Raw genomic sequence first — 21,071 nt, 5'->3', positions numbered from 1 at the left:
CACCCTCAAAGTAGTGTCCCGGAGCACGAACCGCAAGTCGAAATCGATTCGCGGAACGGGTGAACTTTGCCTTCGTGAAAGAAAAATGGGGTATGATCCTGTAACGCCGTTCCGGCGACCGGTAGATGCTGCGCATTTGACGGGCCAGCAGCTACGGCAAAAGGCCGTTCCGCCGCAGGGCGTGAACAAGTGGGAATCGCTGCGTGTCCTGTCCAGGGCGCGGCGGCGACTGGGCGTGTCGGACCGGGATCTGACCGTCCTTCAGGCGCTGCTGAGCTTTCATCCCGACACGATCCTGGGCGCCACGACCGAGAGCCTGATCGTCTATCCGTCGAACCGTGCGATCTGCGAGCGGCTGAACGGAATGCCTTGTTCGACCATGCGCCGCCACCTGTCCCACCTGGTTGCAGCCGGATTGCTGCTGCGCCGCGATTCGCCCAACGGCAAACGCTATGCCCGCAGCCGAGGCGCGGAGAAAGTCGCCTATGGCTTTGACCTGACGCCGCTGGCCGTCCGTCACGTCGCCTTCTGCCAACTGGCCGAAGAAGTCCGCGCCGAGCAAGAGGCGTTCCGCGACCTGCGCGAGGCCGTCAGCCTGATGCGCCGAGATCTGGCCGGCTTGGCCGAGTACGGCATCAGCCAACAGCCCCACCAGGAACGTTGGGCACGCTTCACCGATCTGGCCGCGCTTACCGCCCGCGGCTTGCGCCGCAAGCTGACGATGGCCGATCTGAACGCCATCCACGCGGAACTGTCCACCGCATTGGAGGAAGCCCGCGATCTCCTGGAAACGCCGCAGTTAACTGAAATGAGCACCAATGATGCCGAAATCGAGCAGCACCATCAGAGTTCAGATAAAGATCTATATGATCTTGAACCAGCGACGGAGGAGGCATCAGACCCAGATGTTCGCTCCCCTTCCGTAGTCTCTTCTTTCCCGCTGACAGGCCACGAGAACCTGCCGAAAACGGTTTCGGATCCACCGCCCGTCGAAGCCCTCCCGAATATCCCCCTGAGCCTGGTTAAGGCGGCCTGCCCCGAGATCCTGTCTTATGCGGATGCTCCCTTGCGGCATTGGCATCACCTAGTCCGTGCTGCGGATCAAGTATCGCCGATGATGGGGATTTCACCTTCGGCCTGGCAGGAAGCCAAGGTCAGGATGGGCCCGGAACAGGCCTCTGCGGTTGTGGCTGCGATGTTGCAAAGGCTCGGCGAAATCCGATCCCCTGGCGGGTATCTGCGCAGTCTTTCAGCCCGCGCGGCGGCGGGGCGCTTCTCCTGCGGTCCGATGATCATGGCTCTGGTCCGGCGGGAGGCGGCGTAGAGTTCACAGCTGTGATCGCCCTGCCCCCCCGCCAAGGTTTCACAGCTGTGAACACCGATCTGACATCAGGTCCAGCAGCGACTGCGCACAAGCCTCCGCGTCCCGCTGGACCATATGCTTCCATAGGGCAACAGCCCCAAACGGGAGGAAACGATGACACATTTCGCAAAGGTTACCGCCGCACTTGCTGCTTTGGCAGCCAGCCCGGCGCTGGCACAATCCGTAACCGATGATACGATCAATCTTGGCATCCTGACGGACCTGTCAGGTCCGGTGGCGATCTATGGTTCGGAATCTCTGAACGGCCTGCGAATGGCGATTGACGAGATCAACGGCGCCGGCGGCATCCATGGGCGCAAGGTAAACCTGGTGGTCGAAGATCACAGCTACGACCCGAAAAAGGCCGTTCTTGCCGCGAACAAGATGATCACCCGTGACGAGGTCTTTGCCATCGTCGGCCACCTTGGCACTGCTACGAACATGGCCGTCATGCCGTTGCTGCTTGAGAACAAGGTTTTCAACATCATGCCGCAGGGCGCCTCGCCAGGATTGTATGAACCGGCAAGCCCCTACAAAATGGCAATGGCGCCGTCCTATGCGGATGCCGCGGCTGCCAGCTTGGTCTGGGCATTCGAGGAGCTGAAGCCCAATCACCTTTGCGCCCTGTATCAGGATGATGATTTCGGCCGCTCTTCCCTCGCCGGGGTCGAGGCCTTCTCCGAAGCCAAGGGCGTGGAGATCGTAGAGGCAACATCCTACAAACGCGGTGCCACAGATTTCTCGTCCCAGATTCAACGTTTGTCCGCAGCGGATTGCGACTTTGTCTACAACGCATCCACCCTACGGGAATTCGTCGGTTCCGTGACGGAGGCCCGCAAGATCGGGTATGACCCGATCTTCTTGGGCACCTTATCAAACTACGCCATTCAGGTCCCGGCTCTGGGCGGGGAGGCGATGGAAGGTGTCTATGCTGCCGCCTTCATCCCGATCCCCTATGCCGATGATCCCAACCCTGCCGTGGCCGAATGGGTCGCCAAGTATACCGACAGCTTTGGCGAAGCGCCCGGCCTTTACTCCATGTTCGCCTATTACGCGATGCAGGTTTTTGCTGCCGTTGCTGAAAACGCCGGCGCGGATCTGACACCCGAGAGTTTCGCCGCCAGTGCCAATGAAACCGAATTGCCGGTTGATGCCCTGGGCAATCCCGCCTTCAACATTTCCGAGGATGACCGTCTCAGCAATCGCCAGGTTCGGATCACCCGGGTTGCGAATGGTAAATGGGAAAACGTGACGGATCTGCTTCCTGCCCGCGACTTCTGATCCTTTTTGACAAGACGACCTCTCCCGTCCCCGCCGGTCCTTGGATCGGCGGGGATCTTTCGTACCCGAGCGGTATCACCGCGTTGGACCCAACCTTCGGCCCGTCGAAAGCGACCTGCTGGGGCAACGGAACAAACTGTCTGTTTTCGTTCCGTCAAACTTGTTATCCTCTGGCGTATCCGTGCCATCCCGGAAATCGCTCATGCACCCGCCTGCCCCGTCCTTTCCCCTGTCCGAGCTCTTCCGGATCGAGATCGTGGCTGCCCGTCTCGAAGGGGCGCTGCGGGCCGATGCGGCGCTGGCGGCGCTGTGGCGCGGGCAGGCGGCGGTTCAGGAGGCCTGTGCCTCGGCCTGGTTGGAGGATCTGCCGGTCACCCCCGCCGATTTGCTGGGCCGTCCGTTCCGCGACACGATGGGAGACCCGGATCGTGACCGCGCGGCACTGGCGGCGGCGGCGCTGCTACGCGGCCTGCATTCACCCGGAGCGCTGGAGGGCAATACTGACATTGTCCTCTCCCGGCTCTGGCGGCTGTCGGTGGGGGAAGGCGCCGCCCCGTTCGACGCCACGGATCACGCCGCGATCCGTGTGGCGCTGCAACAGGCCGACAGCCCGGTGCAGGGCGCGCTGCGGGTGGCGCATATCCTCAACCGCGCGACGGACGGGCGCGCGCCATCGGTGGAACGGTTGGGTTTCGTCGCGGCGGATCACGCGCTTCGGGGGTCGGGCCGGTTCATGCAAGGCGCGGCCGATCCGCCGGACCTGATCGCCGCGCCGCGCGGGATGTGGGTGATGCAGCCGGCGTTGGCGCTGGTCGACAACGGGTTCAGGCTATGGTCCGTCACGCGTCCCGACACGGTGGCAGAGCTGATACGCGGTCTGGCCGGGACATTGGACCGGGGGCTGGGCGCGCTGCCGATGTTGCGCCGCTGGCTGGACCGGGCGCGGGCGGTGGGGCAGGGGGCGCATGGGGCATCGCGCCTGCCGGATCTTGCTGCCTTGTTGACAACCCGCCCCATCGTCACCGGCGCCGTGGTGGCGGAGCGGTTGCAGATCACCCCGCGCGGCGCGCAGAAGCTGATCGACCAGGCGACAGAGCGCGCGCTGCTCACCAAGATCACGCCGCGCCGCACCTATCGCGCCTGGGCGATCCCGCCCTTTGCCCGGATGCTGGGCCGTGGCTAGGCGCGAGAGAAGGGGGCGCGGGGGAAGGGGGCGCCGGGACCATGGCCCCAGGTGACCGGGGTGCCCTTGCCGGGGCGGCGCCTCACATGTATGTACATGTCCCGGCCTCCGGGCCGGACCGGACGATCAGGCCCGGAGGCCGGGACCGACAGCAGGGATGACCATGCCGCCCAGATCCACCGAAACCCTTCACGCCCGCATACTGGACGACATCACCCGCAAGATCGTCGACGGCACCTGGAAGCCCGGCCATCGGCTGGACCGCGAAATCGCGCTGGCGGAGCATTACGGCGTGTCGCGCATGACCATGAACAAGGTGCTGACACGCCTGGCGCAGGACGGCTACATCGTGCGTCGCAAGCGGACGGGCACCCATGTCGCGCAGCCGCGTGCGCAATCCGCCGTACTGGCGATCAACCATATCGCGGAGGAGGTCGCCGGGCTGGGCCGCGCCTACCGCTGGATCCTCCTGTCCAGCGCGCTGCGCGCAAGCCGGGCCGACGATCGCCGCATCCTGGGGCTGGAGGAGGCGGAGAGCCCGCGCCCAGCCCTGTTCCTGTCCGGGCTGCACCTTGCCGACGCGGCCCCCTTCTGCCTGGAGACGCGGGCGATCAACCCTGACACCGTTCCCGATGCCGCGCAGACCGATTTCGGGCAGGAGGCGCCGGGCACCTGGTTGTTGAACACCATGCCCTGGACCAATGCCCGCCACCAGGTCCGCGCCGTCGGCGCACCGGACCATGACGCCGCGCGGCTGGACCTGAAGCCCGGCACACCCTGCCTGGAGATCCTGCGCAAGACCCGCATAGATGCGGATTGGGTGACCTGTGTGCGGCTGCTCTATCCCGGCGCGGCACATCAGCTGGTCGCCGAATTCGACGGCGGCGCCGGTCCGGCTGCGGGCCCTGGGGCAGGCGCAGGAAGCTGACGGTCGCTCTCCCGCGTGGCACCCCCGGCCCGTGGGCCTCAGCCCAGGATCCGGGGCAGGCGCAGCCCGTGGTCCCGCGCGCAGTTCAGCGCTTCGGGATAGCCGGCGTCGGCATGGCGCCAGACACCCGATGCGGGGTCGTTCCACAGCACCCGTTCCAGCCGTCTGGCGGCCTCCGGCGTGCCGTCGGCGCAGATCACCACCCCGGCGTGCTGGCTGAACCCCATTCCGACGCCGCCGCCATGATGCAACGACACCCAGGTCGCGCCGGAGGCGGTGTTGACCAGCGCGTTCAGCAGCGGCCAGTCTGACACGGCGTCGGAGCCGTCGCGCATCGCCTCCGTCTCGCGGTTGGGACTGGCGACAGAGCCGCTGTCCAGGTGGTCGCGGCCGATGACGACGGGGGCGCTCAGCTCCCCCTTGGCGACCATCTCGTTGAACATCAGACCGGCGCGGTGCCGATCTCCCAGCCCGATCCAGCAGATCCGCGCCGGCATTCCCTGAAAGGCGATCCGCTCTGCCGCCATGTCCAGCCAGCGGTGCAGCCCGGCATTGTCGGGAAACAATGCCTTCATCGCGGCGTCGGTCTTGCGGATATCCTCCGGGTCACCGGACAGCGCCGCCCAGCGGAAGGGCCCGATCCCGCGGCAGAACAGCGGGCGGATATAGGCGGGGACAAAACCGGGGAAGGCAAAGGCATCCGCCAGCCCTTCCTCCAGGGCCATCTGTCGGATGTTGTTGCCGTAATCCAGCGTCGGCACCCCGGCGTTCCAGAACCCGACCATGGCCGCCACCTGGTCCTTCATCGACTGGCGGGCGGCGGCGGCCACGGCGGCGGGATCACTCTCCTGCCGGGCGCGCCACTGTGCCACCGTCCAGCCCCGCGGCAGATACCCGCGATAGGGATCATGGGCCGAGGTCTGGTCGGTCACGATATCCGGGCGGCCATTGGGCAGGGCCTCGCCCGCCTGCAACCGGCGCAGGATCTCGGGAAAGATCTCGGCGGCATTGCCGATCAGCGCGACGGATTTCGCATCACCCGCGCGGGTCCAGCGGTCGACCATCGCCAGCGCGCTGTCCAGGTCATGGGTCTTCTCGTCGCAATAGCGGGTGCGGATGCGGAAATCGGCGCGGGTCTCGTCGCATTCCACCGCCAGGCAGCAGGCCCCGGCCATCACGGCGGCCAGCGGTTGCGCCCCGCCCATGCCGCCCAGCCCCCCGGTCAGGATCCACTTGCCGCTCAGGTCGCCGCGGTAATGCTGGCGCCCGGCTTCGGCGAAGGTCTCGTAGGTGCCCTGAACGATGCCCTGCGCGCCGATGTAGATCCACGACCCGGCGGTCATCTGCCCGTACATCATCAGCCCCTTTTTATCGAGCGTGTTGAAATGGTCCCAATTGGCCCAGTTCGGTACCAGGTTGGAATTTGCGATCAGCACGCGCGGGGCATCGGCATGGGTGCGGATCACCGCGATGGGTTTGCCGGATTGCACAATCAGGGTTTCGTCCGCCTCCAGATCGCGCAGGGTGGCAACGATGGTGTCGTAATCCTGCCAGCTGCGGGCCGCGCGGCCAATCCCGCCGTAGACCACCAGCTCATGCGGGTTCTCGGCCACGTCGGGATGCAGGTTGTTCATCAGCATCCGCAGCGGGGCCTCCGTCTGCCAGGATTTCGCGGTCAGCGTGGCGCCGGTGGGCGGGAAGATGTCGCGCTGGTTGTGGCGGGGGTCGGTCATGTCCAAAGGCCTTTCGATGGCGATCCCGCAGCCGGGGCGGCGCGCTGGATCTGGCTGAGGAGATGCGCAAGCTGCGGGCGCAGCGTGGCGGTTTTCGCAGGGTCGAGGGCAAAGGGCGGCTGCTCTGTCCTCAGGTGGGTGGCCTGTGCCAGTTCCAGTTGCAGGGCGTGCAGCCCCTTGTTCGGGCGGCCGTAATGGCGGGTGGTCCAACCCCCGCGAAACCGGCCATTGACGACGTGGCGGCGGCCGGTCGCTTTGGCGGCTGCCCGCGCGGCGGCCTCGATCGCCGGGGCGCAGGTGCGGCCCATGTCGGTCCCGATGTTCAGGTCCGGCAGAATGCCGTCGAACAGCCACGGGATCACCGAGCGGATGGAATGGCAATCGAACAGGATCGCAAAGCCGTGGCGCGCCCGCACCCGATCCAGCTGCGCGCGCAGGGCGACGTGGTAGGGGGCGTGGTACCGGGCGACCCGCCGGGCGATTTCGGCGGCGTCGGGGGCGGCGCCCTCGCGCCAGATCGGCACGTTGTCAAAGGTGGTCAGCGGCACCAGCCCCGTGGTCGTCTGACCGGGGTAAAGCGTTTGCCCCGACGGGTCGCGGTTCGCGTCGATGACATAGCGGTGGAAGGTCGCGCGCACCACGCTCGCCCCCGGTGCCAGCCCGGCATATAGCGTGTCGATGTGCCAATCGGTATCGCGCAGCACCTGCCCCTCGTCGTTCAGGGTGTTGGCGATCTCGTCGGGGATATGAGTGCCGGTATGCGGCATCCCCAACACCAGCGGGCTGTCGCCTTCGGTGACGTCCACGGCGGGCATCAGAAGACCTCCGGCAGATGCGGGCGCACCGAAGCGGACAGCGCGCCGCCGGCCACCAGCGCGGCGGCGCGGTCCAGATCGTCGGCCAGGTAGCGATCGTCCCCGATGGCGGGCACGTCGCGGCGTAGCCGGTCGATCACCGCCGCCAGCGGGGCAGAGGTCGCCAGCGGCGCGCGCAGCTCCACCCCCTGCGCACCGGTCAGGGCCTCGATCCCGACGATGTGGAACAGGTTCTGCGTCATCTGCAACAGCCGCCGCGCGCCGTGACAGGCCATCGACACATGATCCTCCTGATTGGCGGAGGTGGGCGTGCTGTCGACGGAGGCAGGATGCGCCAGCTGCTTGTTCTCGCTCATCAATGCGGCAGAGGTGACTTCGGCGATCATCAGGCCGCTGTTCAGGCCGGGCCGGGGTGACAGGAACGCGGGCAGGCCGAAACTCAGCGCCGGATCGACCAGCATCGCGATGCGCCGCTGCGCGATGGCCCCGATCTCCGCCACGGCCAGGGCAATCTGATCGGCGGCCAGCGCCACGGGTTCGGCGTGGAAATTCCCGCCCGAGACGACATCGCCATCGGACAGGACCAACGGGTTGTCCGTGGCGGCGTTTGCCTCGATCGCCAAGGTGGCAGCGGCCTGGCGCAGCACGTCCAGACAGGCGCCGGTGACCTGCGGATTGCAGCGCAGACAATAGGGATCCTGCACCCGTTCGTCATTGTCGACATGGCTGGCGCGAATCCCCGACCCGTCCAGCAATCCGCGCAGGGTGGCGGCGACCTCGATCTGGCCGCGATGGCCGCGCAGGGCGTGGATTTCCGCCGCGAATGGCGCGGTGGACCCCATCGCCGCATCGGTGGACAGCGCCCCGGTGACCAGCGCCGCCTGCACTGCCTGTTCGGCGCGAAACAGCCCTGCCAGTGCCAGCGCGGTGGAGACCTGGGTGCCATTGATCAGGGCCAGCCCCTCCTTGGCCGACAATCGGATCGGGGACAGCCCGGCGCGGGCCAGAGCCTGGGCCGCGGGCATCGTGGTGCCGTGATGCGTGGCCTGCCCCTCGCCGATCATCGCGGCGGTCATATGGGCCAGCGGCGCCAGATCGCCGGACGCCCCGACCGAGCCCTTTTCCGGGATCACCGGCAGCACGCCGGCGCGCAGCATGTCGGTCATCAGCGTGATCACCGCCATCCGCACCCCCGACGCCCCGCGCCCCAGCGACATCAGCTTGAGCACCATGATCAGGCGCACGATCTCGGGGGCCAGCGGATCGCCCACGCCGCAGCAATGGGACAGGATCAGGTTGCGTTGCAACGTCGCCACATCCTCCGCCGCAATGCGGACAGAGGCGAGTTTGCCAAAGCCGGTGTTCACCCCGTAGACGGCCGTCTCCCCGGCCGCGACCTCGGCGATGCGGGCGGCGGCGCGGTCCATGCCGGGGCGGGCGCTGTCGCCCAGCACCACATCGGCCCGGTCGCCGTAGATTTGCGCCAGCTTGCGCAGGGGGACCCGGCCGGGGATCAGGATATGCGGATCGGGGGCAGGGGGGGTGTCAGCCATGGGTGATTTCTCCGCCAAAGACGCGTTGGTGCAGGGGATTGTGACCGGCCCGGCCAACCAGCTGTGCCGGGCGCTCCACGTCCCAGATGGCCAGGTCCGCCGCCAGGCCGGGGGCGATCCCGCCGATCCGGGCCTCCAGACCCAGGGCGCGCGCGGCGTTCAGGGTGACCCCGTCCAGGCATTCGCGCACCGTCATCCCGAACAGCACCGCCGCCATGTTCATGCACAGCAAAAGGGAGGTCACGGGCGAGGTGCCGGGATTGCAATCGGTGGCAAGCGCCATCGGTACGCCTGCGGCGCGGAACCCGGCGACGGGCGGTTTGCGGGTTTCGCCCAGCATGTAGAAGGCGCCGGGCAGGATCACCGCGACGCTGCCGGATCGGGCGATGGCCGCGATATCCTCGGCCTCGGCATATTCCATGTGATCGACGGAGAGCGCGCCAAAACGCGCCGCCATCACAGACCCGCCCGACCGGGTCAGCTGTTCGGTATGCAGCTTGACCGGCAGGCCCAGCTGGCGGGCGCGGTCGAACAGGGGAACGATCTCGGTCGGGGCAAAGGCGATGCCCTCGCAGAAGGCATCGACCGCATCGACCAGCCCTTCGTCATGGGCGATCTGAAGCCCGCGGATGGCGACGTCCGCGATGTAATCCGCCCGGCTGCCGTCGAAATCGGGCGGCATGGCATGGGCGGCCAGCCAGGTGGTGCGCACCCGCACCGGGCGGATCTCGGCGATACGGCGGGCGGCGCGCAGCATGTTCAACTCTGAGTCGATGGACAGGCCGTACCCTGACTTGATCTCGATGGTGGAACAGCCCTCCGCCAGCAGGGTGTCGACACGGGGCAGGGCGGTGCGCACCAGATCCGCCACATCCATGGCCCGCGTCGCCCGCATGGAGGACACGATGCCGCCGCCCGCCTGCGCGATCTCAGCGTAGCTGGCGCCGTTCAGCCGCATCTCGAACTCGCCGGTGCGGTCGCCGCCATGCACGATATGGCTGTGACAATCTATCGGTGCCGCAGTCACCAGCCGCCCGCCACAATCGTGGACCCGCGCCCCGGCGCGCGGCAGATCGGGACCGGAGGCAAGGATCCGGCCTGCTTCGGTAGCGATGTCGGTGACGGTCTGCGTGCCCACGGGCCAGGGCAGCCTGGCATTCGCCCATATGGTTCTGTCCGACATCCGCTTGCCCCTCCGGTCAGAGAAATTGCGCTTTCGCGTCATTAAGTATATACATAAAAAAGTCTATACATAAAGGGCGGATTGGAACAAGCTGTCTTCCCCCGTCCTGCGCGAGGTTGAAACAGAGGGAGCCCTGGATGATCTTTGCCAAACATGCGCTGCTGCCGTCGGGATGGGCGGAGAATGTGCGCCTGACCCAGGCTGCCGGGCAGCTGACCGCAGTGGCCCCCGGCAGCCGCGTCGCGCCCGGCGATGTCCGTGTCGACGCGCTGGTGCCGGGGATGCCCAACGTGCACAGCCATGCGTTTCAGCGCGGGTTCTCCGGCCTGACCGAGACGCGGGGCACCGGGCCAGACAGCTTCTGGACCTGGCGGGAGACAATGTACCGGCTGGCCCTGTCGGTCACCCCGGAGGATGTGCAGGCCCTGGCCGAAATGGCCTATGTCGAGATGCTGGAAGCCGGGTTCACCCGCGTGGGCGAGTTCCACTACCTGCATCACGACACCGACGGCGGGCGCTATGCGGATCCCGCAGAATTGTCCCTGCGGATCTTTGCCGCCGCGCAGGAGACCGGGATTGCCCTGACCCATCTGCCGGTGTTCTACGCCCATGGCGGGTTCGGGCCGGTGGCGGCGGATGCGGGGCAGCGCCGGTTCCTGCATGACCCGACGGCCTTCGCCACGCTGGTGGCGGGCTGCGTGGCGCTGCTGGACCGGCCGCAGGACCGGGTCGGCTGGGCACCGCATTCGCTGCGCGCGGTCACCGGGGGCGAGCTCGCCGAACTTTGCGCCGCGCTGCCAGGACGGATCGTGCATCTGCACATCGCCGAACAGCAGCGGGAGGTGACGGAATGCCGGACCGCCCTGGGCGCGCGCCCGGTCGAGTGGCTTCTGGACAATGCGCCGGTGGGGCCGCGCTGGTGTCTGGTCCACGCCACCCACCTGACGGGGGCAGAAACGGCGCGACTGGCCGACAGCGGCGCGGTGGCAGGGCTGTGCCCGGTAACGGAGGCGAACCTGGGCGACGGCCTCTTTCCCGCTCCGGATTTCCTGTCCCGTGGGGGACGGATCGCCATCGGCACGGATTCCAACCTGCGCATCGACGTGGCCGAGGAATTGCGCCTGCTGGAATATGGCCAGCGCCTGCACCACCAGCAGCGCAACGTATTGGCCCGGCCCGGAGGATCGACCGGGCATCGCCTGTTTGTCGAGGCGGCGAAGGGCGGGGCCCAGGCGCTGGACGCCCCCAGTCCCGAGCTTGCGGAGGGCGCACCGGCGGACATGGTGGCCCTGCACGACCCCCACGGCGCGGCGACGGGCGGCGATCAGATGCTGGACCGCTGGATCTTTGGCCGCGATGTGGCAGTCAGCGACGTCTGGGCGGCAGGCCGGCACCTGGTGCGCGACGGTGCGCATGTCGCCCGTGCCCGCATCGCGGAGCAGTTCGCCCGTGTCTTGCGCCGGGCGCCGCTGTAGGCGCGGCGCAAGACCGTGTCAGATAATCGGCGTCAGAGGATCGGGGTCAGCCCGGCCTCGTCCTGCGCGGTGCGTTGCGCCGCCCTCGCGCGCTGGTAGCCGTCGCGGGTTTTAAGCCCGTTGAAATAGGCCAGACAGGCTGGCGGCAGATCATCGCGCATCCCCAGTCCGATGGCCAGTTGCAGCGCATAGCCGACAGAGATGTCGGCGTTGGAAAATCCGCCGGGCAACAGCGTCTCACGTCCATCGGACAGGATGCTTTCGGCCAGGCGTAGCCGGGCCAGGAACCACTTGCGGTAATCCGCGGCCACCTCGGGCTGTCGCCGCTCTTCGGGTTCCAGCATGGCGTAGCGCAGGAAGATCGTCTGCGGAAAGGTCAGTGTCGCCTCACCGTGGTGCAGCCAGTTCAGGTAATCGCCGTATTCCGCATCTCCCGGCATACGGGCCAGCGACCCGTCGCCATGCACGCAGGACAGGTAATGCGGGATCGCCGCGCTTTCGGTCATCCGCGTGGCGCCGTCGATCAGCAGGGGAATCGTGCCCAGCGGGTTCTCCGCCAGGTAGGATTTCTCGAACATGCGCGGCGGGAACGGCAGCATCTTCAGCGCGTAGGGCAGGCGCAGTTCCTCCAACGACCACAGCGCACGAAAGGACCGCGCGTCGTTGCAATGCCAAAGCTGAAGCATGGGGATCTCCGATTGTTCGCGCGCAGATTAGGGGCCGCAGGCGGCGCGCGATTGTGCCCAGTCGCTATGCCGTGGCGCGACGCCACGACCTGTGTTCTGCGGTGCCGGCAGCCGTGGCGAAAATCCGTCGCAGGCGGCGCAAGGCGGTTGAATTTCAGTTTCGGATCACCCTAATCTTTCCGATATCGGACAAGACCGTCTGACAATGCTGCGCATTGAAAGCCGTGTCCGCCAGGGGCAGGGGAGGCCCCTGGAGGACACGGTAAACGACGGTTCAGCAGCGGGAGGAGCGCAGCGATGACCACCGGAACACCCGCACAGGTGCAAAGCGGAAAATACATGATGGTCCTGGACGACCGCCTGTTCTACGTCGGACTGGCCGGGCGCAAGATGCAGAACCGGCGGATGGGCGGCGTGGCGATCTACCTTGCGCCGCGCGGCCATTTCCGCCTGCGTATCGGCACCGAGGAATGGCAGCGCAGGGAATTGGCCATCCTGCCGCCCTACCAGGCCCACCAGGTCCATTCCGAGGGCAACCAGATCATCAGTGTCCTGATCGAGACAGAGCGCCTGTATCAGGGCGAGCTGCCCCGCCTGTTGGCAGATTTCAACGACCCGGCGCGCCGTGCCGGCTTTGTCCACCGGATGCGCGATGCGGCGGCCGAACTGGCCGCGCATCCCGACGGGGGGGAGATGCTGGCCGAGGAGTTCGACCGCATCGTGCTGGGCCGTGCCCTGCGCGAGGGGCAGATGGATCCGCGCATCGCCCGCGCGCTGGAAACGATGAAGCGTGACGGGCTGGAGAACCCCGCCCTTGCGGCAGAGATCGCCGCAGGGATCGGCTTGTCCTCGTCACGGTTCCTGCATCTGTTCAAGGATCAGACCGGCGTGTCGTTCCGCAATTACCGGATGTGGCGGCGGGCGCGAAGCTTCATGCTGCATGCCAACCAGACCAACAGCCTGACCGATGTCGCGCTGTCGCTGGGCTATCCCGACAGCAGCCATTTCAGCAATTCGATCCGCAAGACATTCGGATTGCAACCCCGCTCGATCCGTATCGGGTCGCGCGATCTGCGGATGCATGCCGGGGTCACCGAGGCCGCCGCGATGTACTGACCGCGCGTGACTGCGATCCGGCCCCGGATTCCGCTCGTGACGCCGGGTGCCCCAGCAGAAAGCGCCGCGCCAGGCCGGAGGTAGCGGACTGACGCAAGTCGCGCGCCGGGCGAATGTCTAACTGGTTTGGACAGACGACAGAAGGCGCGGTGCGACATGGCAAAGATACTCAGTTCCCTCTCTCCGACATCCGAGGGATTCCAGGCCAACCGGCAGGGTATGCTGGCCCTTCTGGACAAGCTGGAGGAAATCGAGAACCGCACCCGCCGGGCCTCCGAAGCCTCCCGCGCGCGGTTCGAGAAACGTCACCAGCTGCTGCCCCGCGACCGCGTGGCGCTGCTGCTCGATCCTGGTCGGCCCTTCATCGAGTTGTCGAAGCTGGCGGGTTACGGGCTGGACCAGCCCGACCTGGCGGCCTCGGTTCCCGGTGGCGGCGTGGTGGCGGGCATCGGCTATGTCTCCGGGCACCGCTGCATGATCAGCGCGTCCGACAGCGGCATCGGTGCGGGCGCCCTGCAACCCATGGGGCTGGACAAGCAGCTGCGGGTTCAGGAAATCGCCCTGGCCAACAAGCTGCCCTATGTTCAGCTGGTCGAAAGCGCCGGCGCCAACCTGATGGCCTACCGGGTGGAGGATTTCGTGCGCGGCGGCGCGCTGTTCCGCAACCTGGCGCGGTTCTCCGCCGCAGGACTGCCGGTGGTGACGGTGACGCATGGCAGTTCCACCGCCGGGGGGGCCTATCAGACCGGCCTGTCCGATTACATCATCATGGTGCGCGGCCGCACGCGGGCCTTTCTGGCCGGCCCGCCCCTGCTGAAGGCCGCCACCGGCGAGATCGCGACCGAGGAGGAGCTGGGCGGCGCCGAGATGCATACCGGCATTTCCGGGCTGGGCGATTACCTGGCCGAAGACGACCGGGAGGCCCTGGGCCTGGCGCGGTCGATCCTGGGCAATATCGAATGGCAGCGCTGCGACGACGCCGCCCGCGCCTTCGACGCCCCCGCCTATGATCGCGAGGAACTGCTGGGCCTGATGCCCATGGATCACCGCCAGCCGGTCGACATGCGGGAGATCATCGCCCGCGTGGTCGACGGATCGGATTTTCTGGAATTCGGGGAGCGTTACGGAAGTGCCACGGTCTGTGGCAATGCCAGGATCGCCGGTTGGCCCATCGGGATCATCACCAACAACGGCCCGATCGACCCGGCGGGCGCGGCCAAGGCGACGCATTTCATCCAGTCCTGCTGCCAGGCCGGAACCCCGATCCTGTACCTGAACAATACCACCGGTTTCCTTGTCGGGCGCAGCTACGAAGAAGCCGGCGCGATCAAGCACGGGTCCAAGATGATCCAGGCCGTGACCAATGCCGACGTGCCGCAATTCACCATCTTCTGCGGGGCATCTTTTGGCGCCGGGAATTACGGCATGTGCGGGCGCGGCTTCGATCCGCGTTTCGCCTTCTCCTGGCCCAATGCCAAGACCGCCGTGATGGGCGGGGAGCAGGCCGCCGGCACCATGGCCGTGGTCCAGGAGGCCCGCGCCGAACGCATGGGGCAGCCGGTGGACCACGCCAAGCTGGAGGCGTTGAAAGCCCGGATCACCGAGAATTTCAACAGCCAGATGGACGCGTTCCATACCTCGGCGCGGCTGTTGGACGACGGGGTGATCGACCCCCGCGATACCCGCGATCTGCTGATCGAACTGATGGCCCTGTCGCGTGAGGCCGAGACCCGCACGCCCCGGCCGGTCCAGTTCGCCGTTGCCCGTCCCTGATCCGCGCGAGAGATGCCAATGACCCTTCAACCGACCCCTTTTTCCAAGCTTCTCGTGGCCAATCGCGGTGAAATCGCCCTGCGGGTGATCCGCTCTGCCCGGGCCATGGGGCTGCGCACCGTGGCCGTCTTTTCGGAAGCGGATGCGGAGGCCGAGCATGTCCGCCAGGCGGATGAGGCCGTGTGCATCGGTGCGGCAGCGCCGGCGCAATCCTACCTGCGGATCGACGCGATCATCGCCGCAGCGCGGACGACGGGCGCCGATGCGATCCATCCCGGCTATGGTTTCCTGGCGGAGAACGCGGACCTGCCCGCCGCCTGTGATGCCGCCGGCATCGTCTTTGTCGGCCCGGATGCGGAGGCGATCCGCGCCATGGGCGACAAGGCCGGGGCCAAGGCGCTGATGATCGCCGCCGATGTGCCCTGCGTGCCCGGCTACCAGGGCGATGACCAATCCGAGGACCGGCTGTTGGCGGAGGCCCGGCAGATCGGCTTTCCGGTGATGATCAAGGCCGTCGCTGGTGGCGGCGGACGCGGGATGCGGCTGGTGTCTTCCGAGGCGGAGTTCGCCGATGCCCTGACCTCGGCCAGGTCCGAGGCGGCGGGTGCCTTCGGCAACGATGTCGTGCTGCTGGAAAAGGCCATCGTCAATCCGCGCCATGTCGAGATCCAGGTGATGGCCGACCGACACGGCAACGTGGTGCATTGCGGCGAACGCGATTGTTCCGTGCAACGTCGCCACCAGAAGGTGATCGAGGAGGCCCCCTCTCCCGCTGTCGGCCCGGAGCTGCGGGCGCGGATGGGCGCGGCCTCCGTCGCGGCGGTGCGGGCCATCGGCTATGTCGGGGCGGGCACGTTCGAATACCTGCTGGATGATCAGGGCAATTTCTACTTCATGGAGATGAACACCCGCCTTCAGGTCGAACATCCGGTGACGGAGGCGATCACCGGTCTGGACCTCGTGGCGCTGCAATTGCGCGTCGCGGCGGGGGAGGTTCTGCCGCTGGAGCAGGACGACATCACCTTTGACGGCCACGCGATGGAGGTGCGGCTGTGCGCCGAGGATCCCGCCGCCGGTTTCATGCCGCAAAGTGGGCGCATCGACCTTTGGGAACCGTCCGGGGCGATCCGCGTCGATCACGCCCTGCGCAGCGGTGCCGGGGTGCCGCCCCATTACGACAGCATGATCGCCAAGCTGATCGCCCATGGCCCCACCCGCGATGCCGCAAGGCAGCGGCTTCAGGCGGCGCTGGCGGATACGGCGGTCACCGGGCTGCGCACCAATCGCGACTTCCTGGGTGATTGCCTGGCGCATCCGGTCTTTGCGGAGGGGCAGGCAACAACGGCCTTCGTGGGCGATCACGGCGATGACCTGCTGGCCCTGGGCCGCGCCGCCGAACCGCGCGCGGCAATGGTCGCGGCGGCGTTGCTGCGCGCCGGGCCGGGCAGTCGGCTGGGCCATGGCTACCCCGCGCCGCTGCGGTTGGGCGGGGATTCGGCGGAGTACCAGCCGATGGTGCAGCAGCGCCGCGACGGCGCGACCCGTGTGGAAATGGCGGAGATGCCGCCGCTGGACCTGCGGGTGACGCGCCGCGACGGCGCACACCTGACGGTGGAGCTGGACGGTGCCCTGCGCGCCGCGCTGCTGACAGAGAGCGGCGCCGGCCCGGACCGCCGCATCACTCTTCAGATTGACGGGCGGTGCCATGATTTTGCCGACCTCACCTTTGCCCCCGTGGTTACCGCCGGGGCGGCGGGTGGTGATGGCAAGGTGCGGGCGACGATGAACGGCAGCGTCGTTTCTGTCGACGTGGCGCCGGGCGACCGGGTGGAGCCGGGCCAGAAGGTCGCGGTGGTCGAGGCGATGAAAATGGAACATACCCATGCCGCTACCATCGCCGGCCATGTCAGCGCGGTGCATGTCACCCCCGGTACCCAGGTGGGCGCCCATATGGTGATGGTGGAGATCGACCCGGCCTGAGCTGCAAACCGCGCGCCGGGTCCGGTCCGGCCCGCCACGGTCGCGGGAGCGGAGGACAGGTCCGTGGGCGCAGGCGGCAGGTCTTGGCCTCCCGGTAGATACCCGGCGCCGTGTCGCCGGCCCGCTGCCATGCCGCCTGTTCCGTCACTCGGGACAGGGCAAGATCCGTCGCGGTCCATCGGTGACGGGGATCCCGCCGCCGCGTTCCTGCCGGCCGGCTCCCGGATCGCGCGGCGCTGCCCGGTCAGACATCTGCCGGGCGTGCGCTGTCATTCCGGAAAATGCGGCAGCACCCAGTTGGCGGTGCGGCGGACATAGGCGCGGGCGGCGTCCTCGGCCTTGGCCGGATCGCGGGACAGGACGGCGCTGGTGATCGCTTCGAAGCCGGTGACGCGCTGGTTCAGCGGCACGCTCAGCTTGTTGCGGATCAGGTGGACCTGAAGGCGGGGCAGGAGGCGCTGCACTTCGTCGTTGCCGCTGATCGCCACCAGTTTGCGGATGTAGCGGTTGCGCCGCCGCAGGTATTCGAACCGCCCGTCGGCATCGCGATGGTCCTGGATGCGGGCCAGCGCCTCGGTCAGGGTGTCGCGCGCGCCGGGGGCGTCGCTGTGCAGCGCCGCCTGCCGCGCGGCGAGGCCGAGCACGACCTCGGTGGTCAGGAACAGGTTCTCCGCCTCGTGGCGGCGCAGCTTGCGGATATGGGCGCCGCGATGGGCGGCCAGGATGACGATCCCGTGGGAGGACAATTCCTTGAGTGCCTCGCGCACGGTGCTGCGGCCGACCTGGTAATCCTCCATCAGGTCCGGCTCCACCAGGCGTTGGCCGGCGACATAGCGCCCCTCGTAGAGGCCCTTGATCACGTCGCGCACGATGTGGCTCGATATGCTTTGCGGCCGGGTCGGGTCGCGCAGAGGCGTGACCCCGGCGGGCCGGGCAGTTCTGTCGGGCGGGCCGAGACCTGGGCCATTCATCCTGTCACCTCGCGCATTGAATATCGTGGCAGGCCCGGTACCTGTGGCGCAAGCGGCCGGGCCTGGCAAGTGTTCGCGCACTGGCGGGCCGGACCCCGTGCGGCGGAGCCGGGCGCGGGGCCACCGGGCGAACCTCAGGCCGTGTCGCGGTCGTACAGATCGGCATGGGCCATCCGCAATTCGACCTTGCGCATCTTGCCCGTGGCGGTGGCGGGCAGCGATTGCACGAATTCGATCCGTTTGGGCAACTGGAACCCGCCCAATGTGTCGCGCAGCCGGGCCAGGATCGTCTCCGCCTCCGGCGTGTGCCCGGCGCGGGGCACGACAAAGGCGGTCACCGCCTCGCCCCAGCGGGGATGGGGCAGGCCGACGGCGGCGGCGGCCTCCACCCCGTCGCATTGCAGCAACGCGGCCTCCACCTTCATCGAAGAGACGTTTTCCCCACCGCTCTTGATCATGTCCTTCATCCGGTCGAGAAACTCGAACTCCCCGTCTTCGGTGATCCGCCCGACATCGCCGGTGTGATGCCAGCCGTGACTGCGGGTCTCGTCCGTCGCCGCCTGGTCGCGGTAATAGCCTGCCATCACGTTGGGGCCGCGATGCACCAGCTCTCCGATTTCGCCATCGGGCAGGATCTGCCCGTCCGGACCCATGATCGCCAGGTCGCACAACAGGGAGCTTTCGCCCCAGACATTGCCGAACCGCTTCAGCGACATGTCGGGGCGGGACAGGGTGGTGATCGGGTACATCTCCGTCTGGCCGGACGTCAGAAGGAAATTCGGGCAGATCCGTTCGACCATCCGGCGCAGCAGGCTTTCGTACATCGGGGCCATCGTGTGCACACCGAAGCGGAGCGAGGCCATCGAGCGATGCGCCATGTCAGGGTGATCCAGCATGGCGGCATACATCATCGGGATGCCGATCACGACGGTGCAGGCCTCCTCCTCGATCACGCGCAACATTTCCCCGGCATCGAAACCGCGTTGCAGCACGCAGGTGCCGCCCACCATCAGAAACGCCAGCAGCAGGACATGCCCGCCGCAATGGAACAGCGGCAATTGCAGCGGGATCCGGTCGTCGCGCGTCAGGGACCATTCCAGCGCGTCGCACATCACCGCCAGGTAGATCGACTGGTGGCTGTGCATCGCCCCCTTGGGCCGGGAGGTGGTGCCGGAGGTATAGATGATCGCGGCGATGTCGTCGCGGTCCACCGGCATGTCGGGCTCGGTGGCGGGTTGATCGGCGCAGAACGCCATCCCCGGTTCCAGCACCGTCACCGGCAAGGTCAGCCGCCGCGCCACCGCGCCCAGGGCGGGATGATCGGCAAAGGCAGGTTCGGTCAGCACATGGGCCACCCCGGCATGGGTCAGCGTGTAGTCCACGTCGTCCGCTTCCAGCATCAGGTTGATCGGCACCCAGACCAGCCCGGCGCGGTTGATGGCGAAGAGACAGGCCACCAGTTCGACCGAATTGGCCATCATGGTGGCGCAGCGTTCGCCCTTTTGCGCCCCGCGCGCCAGCAGTTCATGTGCCATCCGGTTGGCCATCGCGTCCAGCGCGGCATAGGTGACGCGCCTGTCGCCATCGACCAGCGCGATGTTGCCGGGCGTCCGCCGGGCGCTGCGCCGCAGGATATCGCCAAGCGCGATGCGCGCGATGCTGGCGGGTGGCGGGGTCACGCCGCCGTCAAACCGCGTGGTTGTCCGGGTGTCGCCTGTCATGGTGTCCTGCCCCTCCTCTTCTCCCTGGTCGCCGGTCCAGCCTGCCATGCCGGTCGCGCCCAAACTTGCGATGACCGGCTGACCGGGGCCGGCGGTTCGGTCCGGTCCGGCCCGTTCCTGTCAATCGGCGCCGATGCCCATGTATTTTGTCAGGATGCGAAGCATCACCTCGTCCGCGCCACCCCCGATGGAGGTCAGCCGGGCATCGCGGTAGATGCGGGAAATCTCGCTGTCGTCGGAATAGCCCATGCCGCCCCAGAATTGCAGGCAGCTGTCCGCGATCTCCCGCACCAGCCGGCCGGCCTTCAGCTTGGCCATGGTGGCGATTCGGGTCGCGTCCTCCCCGCGCATCACCATTTCCACACCGCGCCAGTTCAGCGCGTTCAGCGATTCCAGTTCGGATTGCATTTCGGCGATGCGGAAATTGACCCATTGATTGTCAAGGATCGACTTGCCAAAGGCCTGCCGCTGCCGCGTGTAGTCGATGGTGCAATCAATCGCGCGCTGCATGATCCCGGCACTGTTCAGCGCGGCCCACAGCCGTTCCATCTGGAACTGCTCCATCTGGTAGATGAAGCCCATGTTTTCCTCTCCGATCCGGTTGGACCGGGGCACCCGCACATCGTCAAAGAACAGCTGCGTGGTGTCCGAGGAATTCATGCCGATCTTCTCGATCTTGCGGGCGACCTCGACGCCCCGGGTCTTCATCGGGACGACGATCAGGGATTTGTTGCGATGCGCCGGGCCGTCGCCGGTATTGGCCAGAAGGCAGCAGAAATCGGCCTGCATCCCGTTGGTGATCCACATCTTTGTGCCGTTGATGACGTAATCGTCTCCATCCTTGCGGGCCGTCGTCTTCACCGATGCCACGTCGGACCCGCTGCCCGGCTCCGAAACGCCGATGCAGCCGACGTATTCGCCGCTGATCGCCGGGCGCAGGAATTCCTCCCGCAGGGCGTCGCTGCCGTGTTTCTCCAGCGCCGGGGTGCACATGTCGGTCTGCACGCCGATGGACATCGAGATCCCGCCAGACTTCAGCTGGCCCAGGGCCTCGGCCACCACCGCGGCATAGGAGAAGTCGAGCCCGAGGCCGCCATAGGCCTCCGTCTTGGAGACGCCCAGCATCCCCAGCTTGCCGAAGGAACCCATGACTTCATGCGCGGGATAGATGCCGGCGGCTTCCCATTCGTCGACATGCGGGTTCACCTTGTCGTCGATCCAGGCGTGGACGCTGCGGCGCAGTTCTTCGTGTTCGTGGGTCAGTTTCATCGCGTTGGTCTTTCGGTTGAGTCGGATGGGGCCGGGGGCTG

At 67.2% G+C, this 21,071-nt stretch carries 16 protein-coding genes; 8 read left to right on the top strand and 8 right to left on the bottom strand.

What is annotated here, in order from left to right; all coding sequences use genetic code 11:
- Positions 1-85 precede the first annotated feature (85 nt).
- The 4 genes from repC (at position 86) to G5A46_RS16775 (ending at position 4,755) form a co-directional block, all read left to right on the top strand.
- The gene (gene repC / locus G5A46_RS16790) at positions 86-1,324 is read left to right on the top strand and encodes a plasmid replication protein RepC (RefSeq protein WP_163851647.1); all 1,239 of its coding nucleotides are present in this window, start codon (positions 86-88) and stop codon (positions 1,322-1,324) included.
- Positions 1,325-1,477: 153 nt separating this feature from the next.
- The gene (locus tag G5A46_RS16785) at positions 1,478-2,644 is read left to right on the top strand and encodes an ABC transporter substrate-binding protein (protein WP_163851379.1); all 1,167 of its coding nucleotides are present in this window, start codon (positions 1,478-1,480) and stop codon (positions 2,642-2,644) included.
- Between the two features lie 202 nt (positions 2,645-2,846).
- The gene (locus tag G5A46_RS16780; RefSeq protein WP_163851377.1) at positions 2,847-3,827 is read left to right on the top strand and encodes a helix-turn-helix domain-containing protein; all 981 of its coding nucleotides are present in this window, start codon (positions 2,847-2,849) and stop codon (positions 3,825-3,827) included.
- A gap of 163 nt (positions 3,828-3,990) precedes the next feature.
- The gene (locus G5A46_RS16775) at positions 3,991-4,755 is read left to right on the top strand and encodes a UTRA domain-containing protein (RefSeq protein ID WP_163851375.1); all 765 of its coding nucleotides are present in this window, start codon (positions 3,991-3,993) and stop codon (positions 4,753-4,755) included.
- Positions 4,756-4,793: 38 nt separating this feature from the next.
- On the opposite strand, the gene hutU is transcribed toward G5A46_RS16775, so the two are convergent.
- From hutU to hutI, 4 genes are read right to left on the bottom strand one after another with little or no spacing between them, the layout of a single operon-like run.
- Positions 4,794-6,488 carry a urocanate hydratase gene (gene hutU, locus G5A46_RS16770; protein WP_163851373.1) on the bottom strand — a complete coding sequence of 565 codons (1,695 nt, stop codon included), beginning with the start codon at positions 6,486-6,488 and terminating at the stop codon, positions 4,794-4,796.
- The gene (gene hutG / locus G5A46_RS16765; protein ID WP_163851371.1) at positions 6,485-7,303 is read right to left on the bottom strand and encodes an N-formylglutamate deformylase; all 819 of its coding nucleotides are present in this window, start codon (positions 7,301-7,303) and stop codon (positions 6,485-6,487) included. The genes hutU and hutG overlap by 4 nt, the downstream gene beginning before the upstream one ends.
- Complete coding sequence (gene hutH / locus G5A46_RS16760) at positions 7,303-8,856, bottom strand: histidine ammonia-lyase (RefSeq protein ID WP_163851369.1); 1,554 nt, start codon at positions 8,854-8,856, stop codon at positions 7,303-7,305. Before hutH ends, hutG begins: the two co-directional genes overlap by 1 nt.
- The gene (hutI, locus tag G5A46_RS16755; protein WP_204318781.1) at positions 8,849-10,039 is read right to left on the bottom strand and encodes an imidazolonepropionase; all 1,191 of its coding nucleotides are present in this window, start codon (positions 10,037-10,039) and stop codon (positions 8,849-8,851) included. Before hutI ends, hutH begins: the two co-directional genes overlap by 8 nt.
- Before the next feature lie 137 nt (positions 10,040-10,176).
- Here hutI and G5A46_RS16750 point away from each other — a divergent pair, with 137 nt between their 5' ends.
- Complete coding sequence (locus tag G5A46_RS16750; protein ID WP_163851365.1) at positions 10,177-11,514, top strand: formimidoylglutamate deiminase; 1,338 nt, start codon at positions 10,177-10,179, stop codon at positions 11,512-11,514.
- A gap of 32 nt (positions 11,515-11,546) precedes the next feature.
- Here G5A46_RS16750 and G5A46_RS16745 read toward each other — a convergent pair whose 3' ends face one another.
- Positions 11,547-12,200, bottom strand: coding sequence for a glutathione S-transferase family protein (locus tag G5A46_RS16745; RefSeq protein WP_163851363.1), 654 nt, complete (start codon positions 12,198-12,200; stop codon positions 11,547-11,549).
- Between the two features lie 297 nt (positions 12,201-12,497).
- Here G5A46_RS16745 and G5A46_RS16740 point away from each other — a divergent pair, with 297 nt between their 5' ends.
- The 3 genes from G5A46_RS16740 (at position 12,498) to G5A46_RS16730 (ending at position 17,069) form a co-directional block, all read left to right on the top strand.
- Positions 12,498-13,316 carry a helix-turn-helix transcriptional regulator gene (locus tag G5A46_RS16740; RefSeq protein ID WP_163851361.1) on the top strand — a complete coding sequence of 273 codons (819 nt, stop codon included), beginning with the start codon at positions 12,498-12,500 and terminating at the stop codon, positions 13,314-13,316.
- 156 nt (positions 13,317-13,472) lie between these two features.
- Complete coding sequence (locus G5A46_RS16735; protein ID WP_163851359.1) at positions 13,473-15,089, top strand: acyl-CoA carboxylase subunit beta; 1,617 nt, start codon at positions 13,473-13,475, stop codon at positions 15,087-15,089.
- A gap of 18 nt (positions 15,090-15,107) precedes the next feature.
- Complete coding sequence (locus G5A46_RS16730; RefSeq protein WP_163851358.1) at positions 15,108-17,069, top strand: acetyl-CoA carboxylase biotin carboxylase subunit; 1,962 nt, start codon at positions 15,108-15,110, stop codon at positions 17,067-17,069.
- A 269-nt stretch (positions 17,070-17,338) separates the two neighbouring features.
- Here G5A46_RS16730 and G5A46_RS16725 read toward each other — a convergent pair whose 3' ends face one another.
- The 3 genes from G5A46_RS16725 to G5A46_RS16715 form a co-directional block, all read right to left on the bottom strand.
- A complete protein-coding gene (locus G5A46_RS16725) occupies positions 17,339-18,040 on the bottom strand; it encodes a GntR family transcriptional regulator (RefSeq protein WP_204318780.1) in 702 nt (233 codons plus the stop codon).
- Positions 18,041-18,174: 134 nt separating this feature from the next.
- Positions 18,175-19,809: a class I adenylate-forming enzyme family protein gene (locus G5A46_RS16720; protein ID WP_204318779.1), complete on the bottom strand. Its 1,635-nt coding sequence runs from the start codon at positions 19,807-19,809 to the stop codon at positions 18,175-18,177.
- Between the two features lie 72 nt (positions 19,810-19,881).
- The gene (locus G5A46_RS16715) at positions 19,882-21,030 is read right to left on the bottom strand and encodes an acyl-CoA dehydrogenase family protein (protein WP_163851353.1); all 1,149 of its coding nucleotides are present in this window, start codon (positions 21,028-21,030) and stop codon (positions 19,882-19,884) included.
- Positions 21,031-21,071 lie beyond the last annotated feature (41 nt).

This window comes from Pseudooceanicola aestuarii (assembly GCF_010614805.1).
GTDB lineage: Bacteria > Pseudomonadota > Alphaproteobacteria > Rhodobacterales > Rhodobacteraceae > Pseudooceanicola > Pseudooceanicola aestuarii.
The sequence above is the reverse complement of the archived record's forward strand: the minus strand, read 5'-3'. Positions and strand labels throughout refer to the sequence as shown.

Bases quoted from the DNA above. Each gene is read 5' to 3' on its own strand.
- repC (WP_163851647.1), top strand. From the start codon at position 86: ATGGGGTATGATCCTGTAACGCCGTTCCGGCGACCGGTAGATGCTGCG.
- G5A46_RS16785 (WP_163851379.1), top strand. From the start codon at position 1,478: ATGACACATTTCGCAAAGGTTACCGCCGCACTTGCTGCTTTGGCAGCC.
- G5A46_RS16780 (WP_163851377.1), top strand. From the start codon at position 2,847: ATGCACCCGCCTGCCCCGTCCTTTCCCCTGTCCGAGCTCTTCCGGATC.
- G5A46_RS16775 (WP_163851375.1), top strand. From the start codon at position 3,991: ATGCCGCCCAGATCCACCGAAACCCTTCACGCCCGCATACTGGACGAC.
- hutU (WP_163851373.1), bottom strand. From the start codon at position 6,488: ATGACCGACCCCCGCCACAACCAGCGCGACATCTTCCCGCCCACCGGC.
- hutG (WP_163851371.1), bottom strand. From the start codon at position 7,303: ATGCCCGCCGTGGACGTCACCGAAGGCGACAGCCCGCTGGTGTTGGGG.
- hutH (WP_163851369.1), bottom strand. From the start codon at position 8,856: ATGGCTGACACCCCCCCTGCCCCCGATCCGCATATCCTGATCCCCGGC.
- hutI (WP_204318781.1), bottom strand. From the start codon at position 10,039: ATGTCGGACAGAACCATATGGGCGAATGCCAGGCTGCCCTGGCCCGTG.
- G5A46_RS16750 (WP_163851365.1), top strand. From the start codon at position 10,177: ATGATCTTTGCCAAACATGCGCTGCTGCCGTCGGGATGGGCGGAGAAT.
- G5A46_RS16745 (WP_163851363.1), bottom strand. From the start codon at position 12,200: ATGCTTCAGCTTTGGCATTGCAACGACGCGCGGTCCTTTCGTGCGCTG.
- G5A46_RS16740 (WP_163851361.1), top strand. From the start codon at position 12,498: ATGACCACCGGAACACCCGCACAGGTGCAAAGCGGAAAATACATGATG.
- G5A46_RS16735 (WP_163851359.1), top strand. From the start codon at position 13,473: ATGGCAAAGATACTCAGTTCCCTCTCTCCGACATCCGAGGGATTCCAG.
- G5A46_RS16730 (WP_163851358.1), top strand. From the start codon at position 15,108: ATGACCCTTCAACCGACCCCTTTTTCCAAGCTTCTCGTGGCCAATCGC.
- G5A46_RS16725 (WP_204318780.1), bottom strand. From the start codon at position 18,040: ATGAATGGCCCAGGTCTCGGCCCGCCCGACAGAACTGCCCGGCCCGCC.
- G5A46_RS16720 (WP_204318779.1), bottom strand. From the start codon at position 19,809: ATGGCAGGCTGGACCGGCGACCAGGGAGAAGAGGAGGGGCAGGACACC.
- G5A46_RS16715 (WP_163851353.1), bottom strand. From the start codon at position 21,030: ATGAAACTGACCCACGAACACGAAGAACTGCGCCGCAGCGTCCACGCC.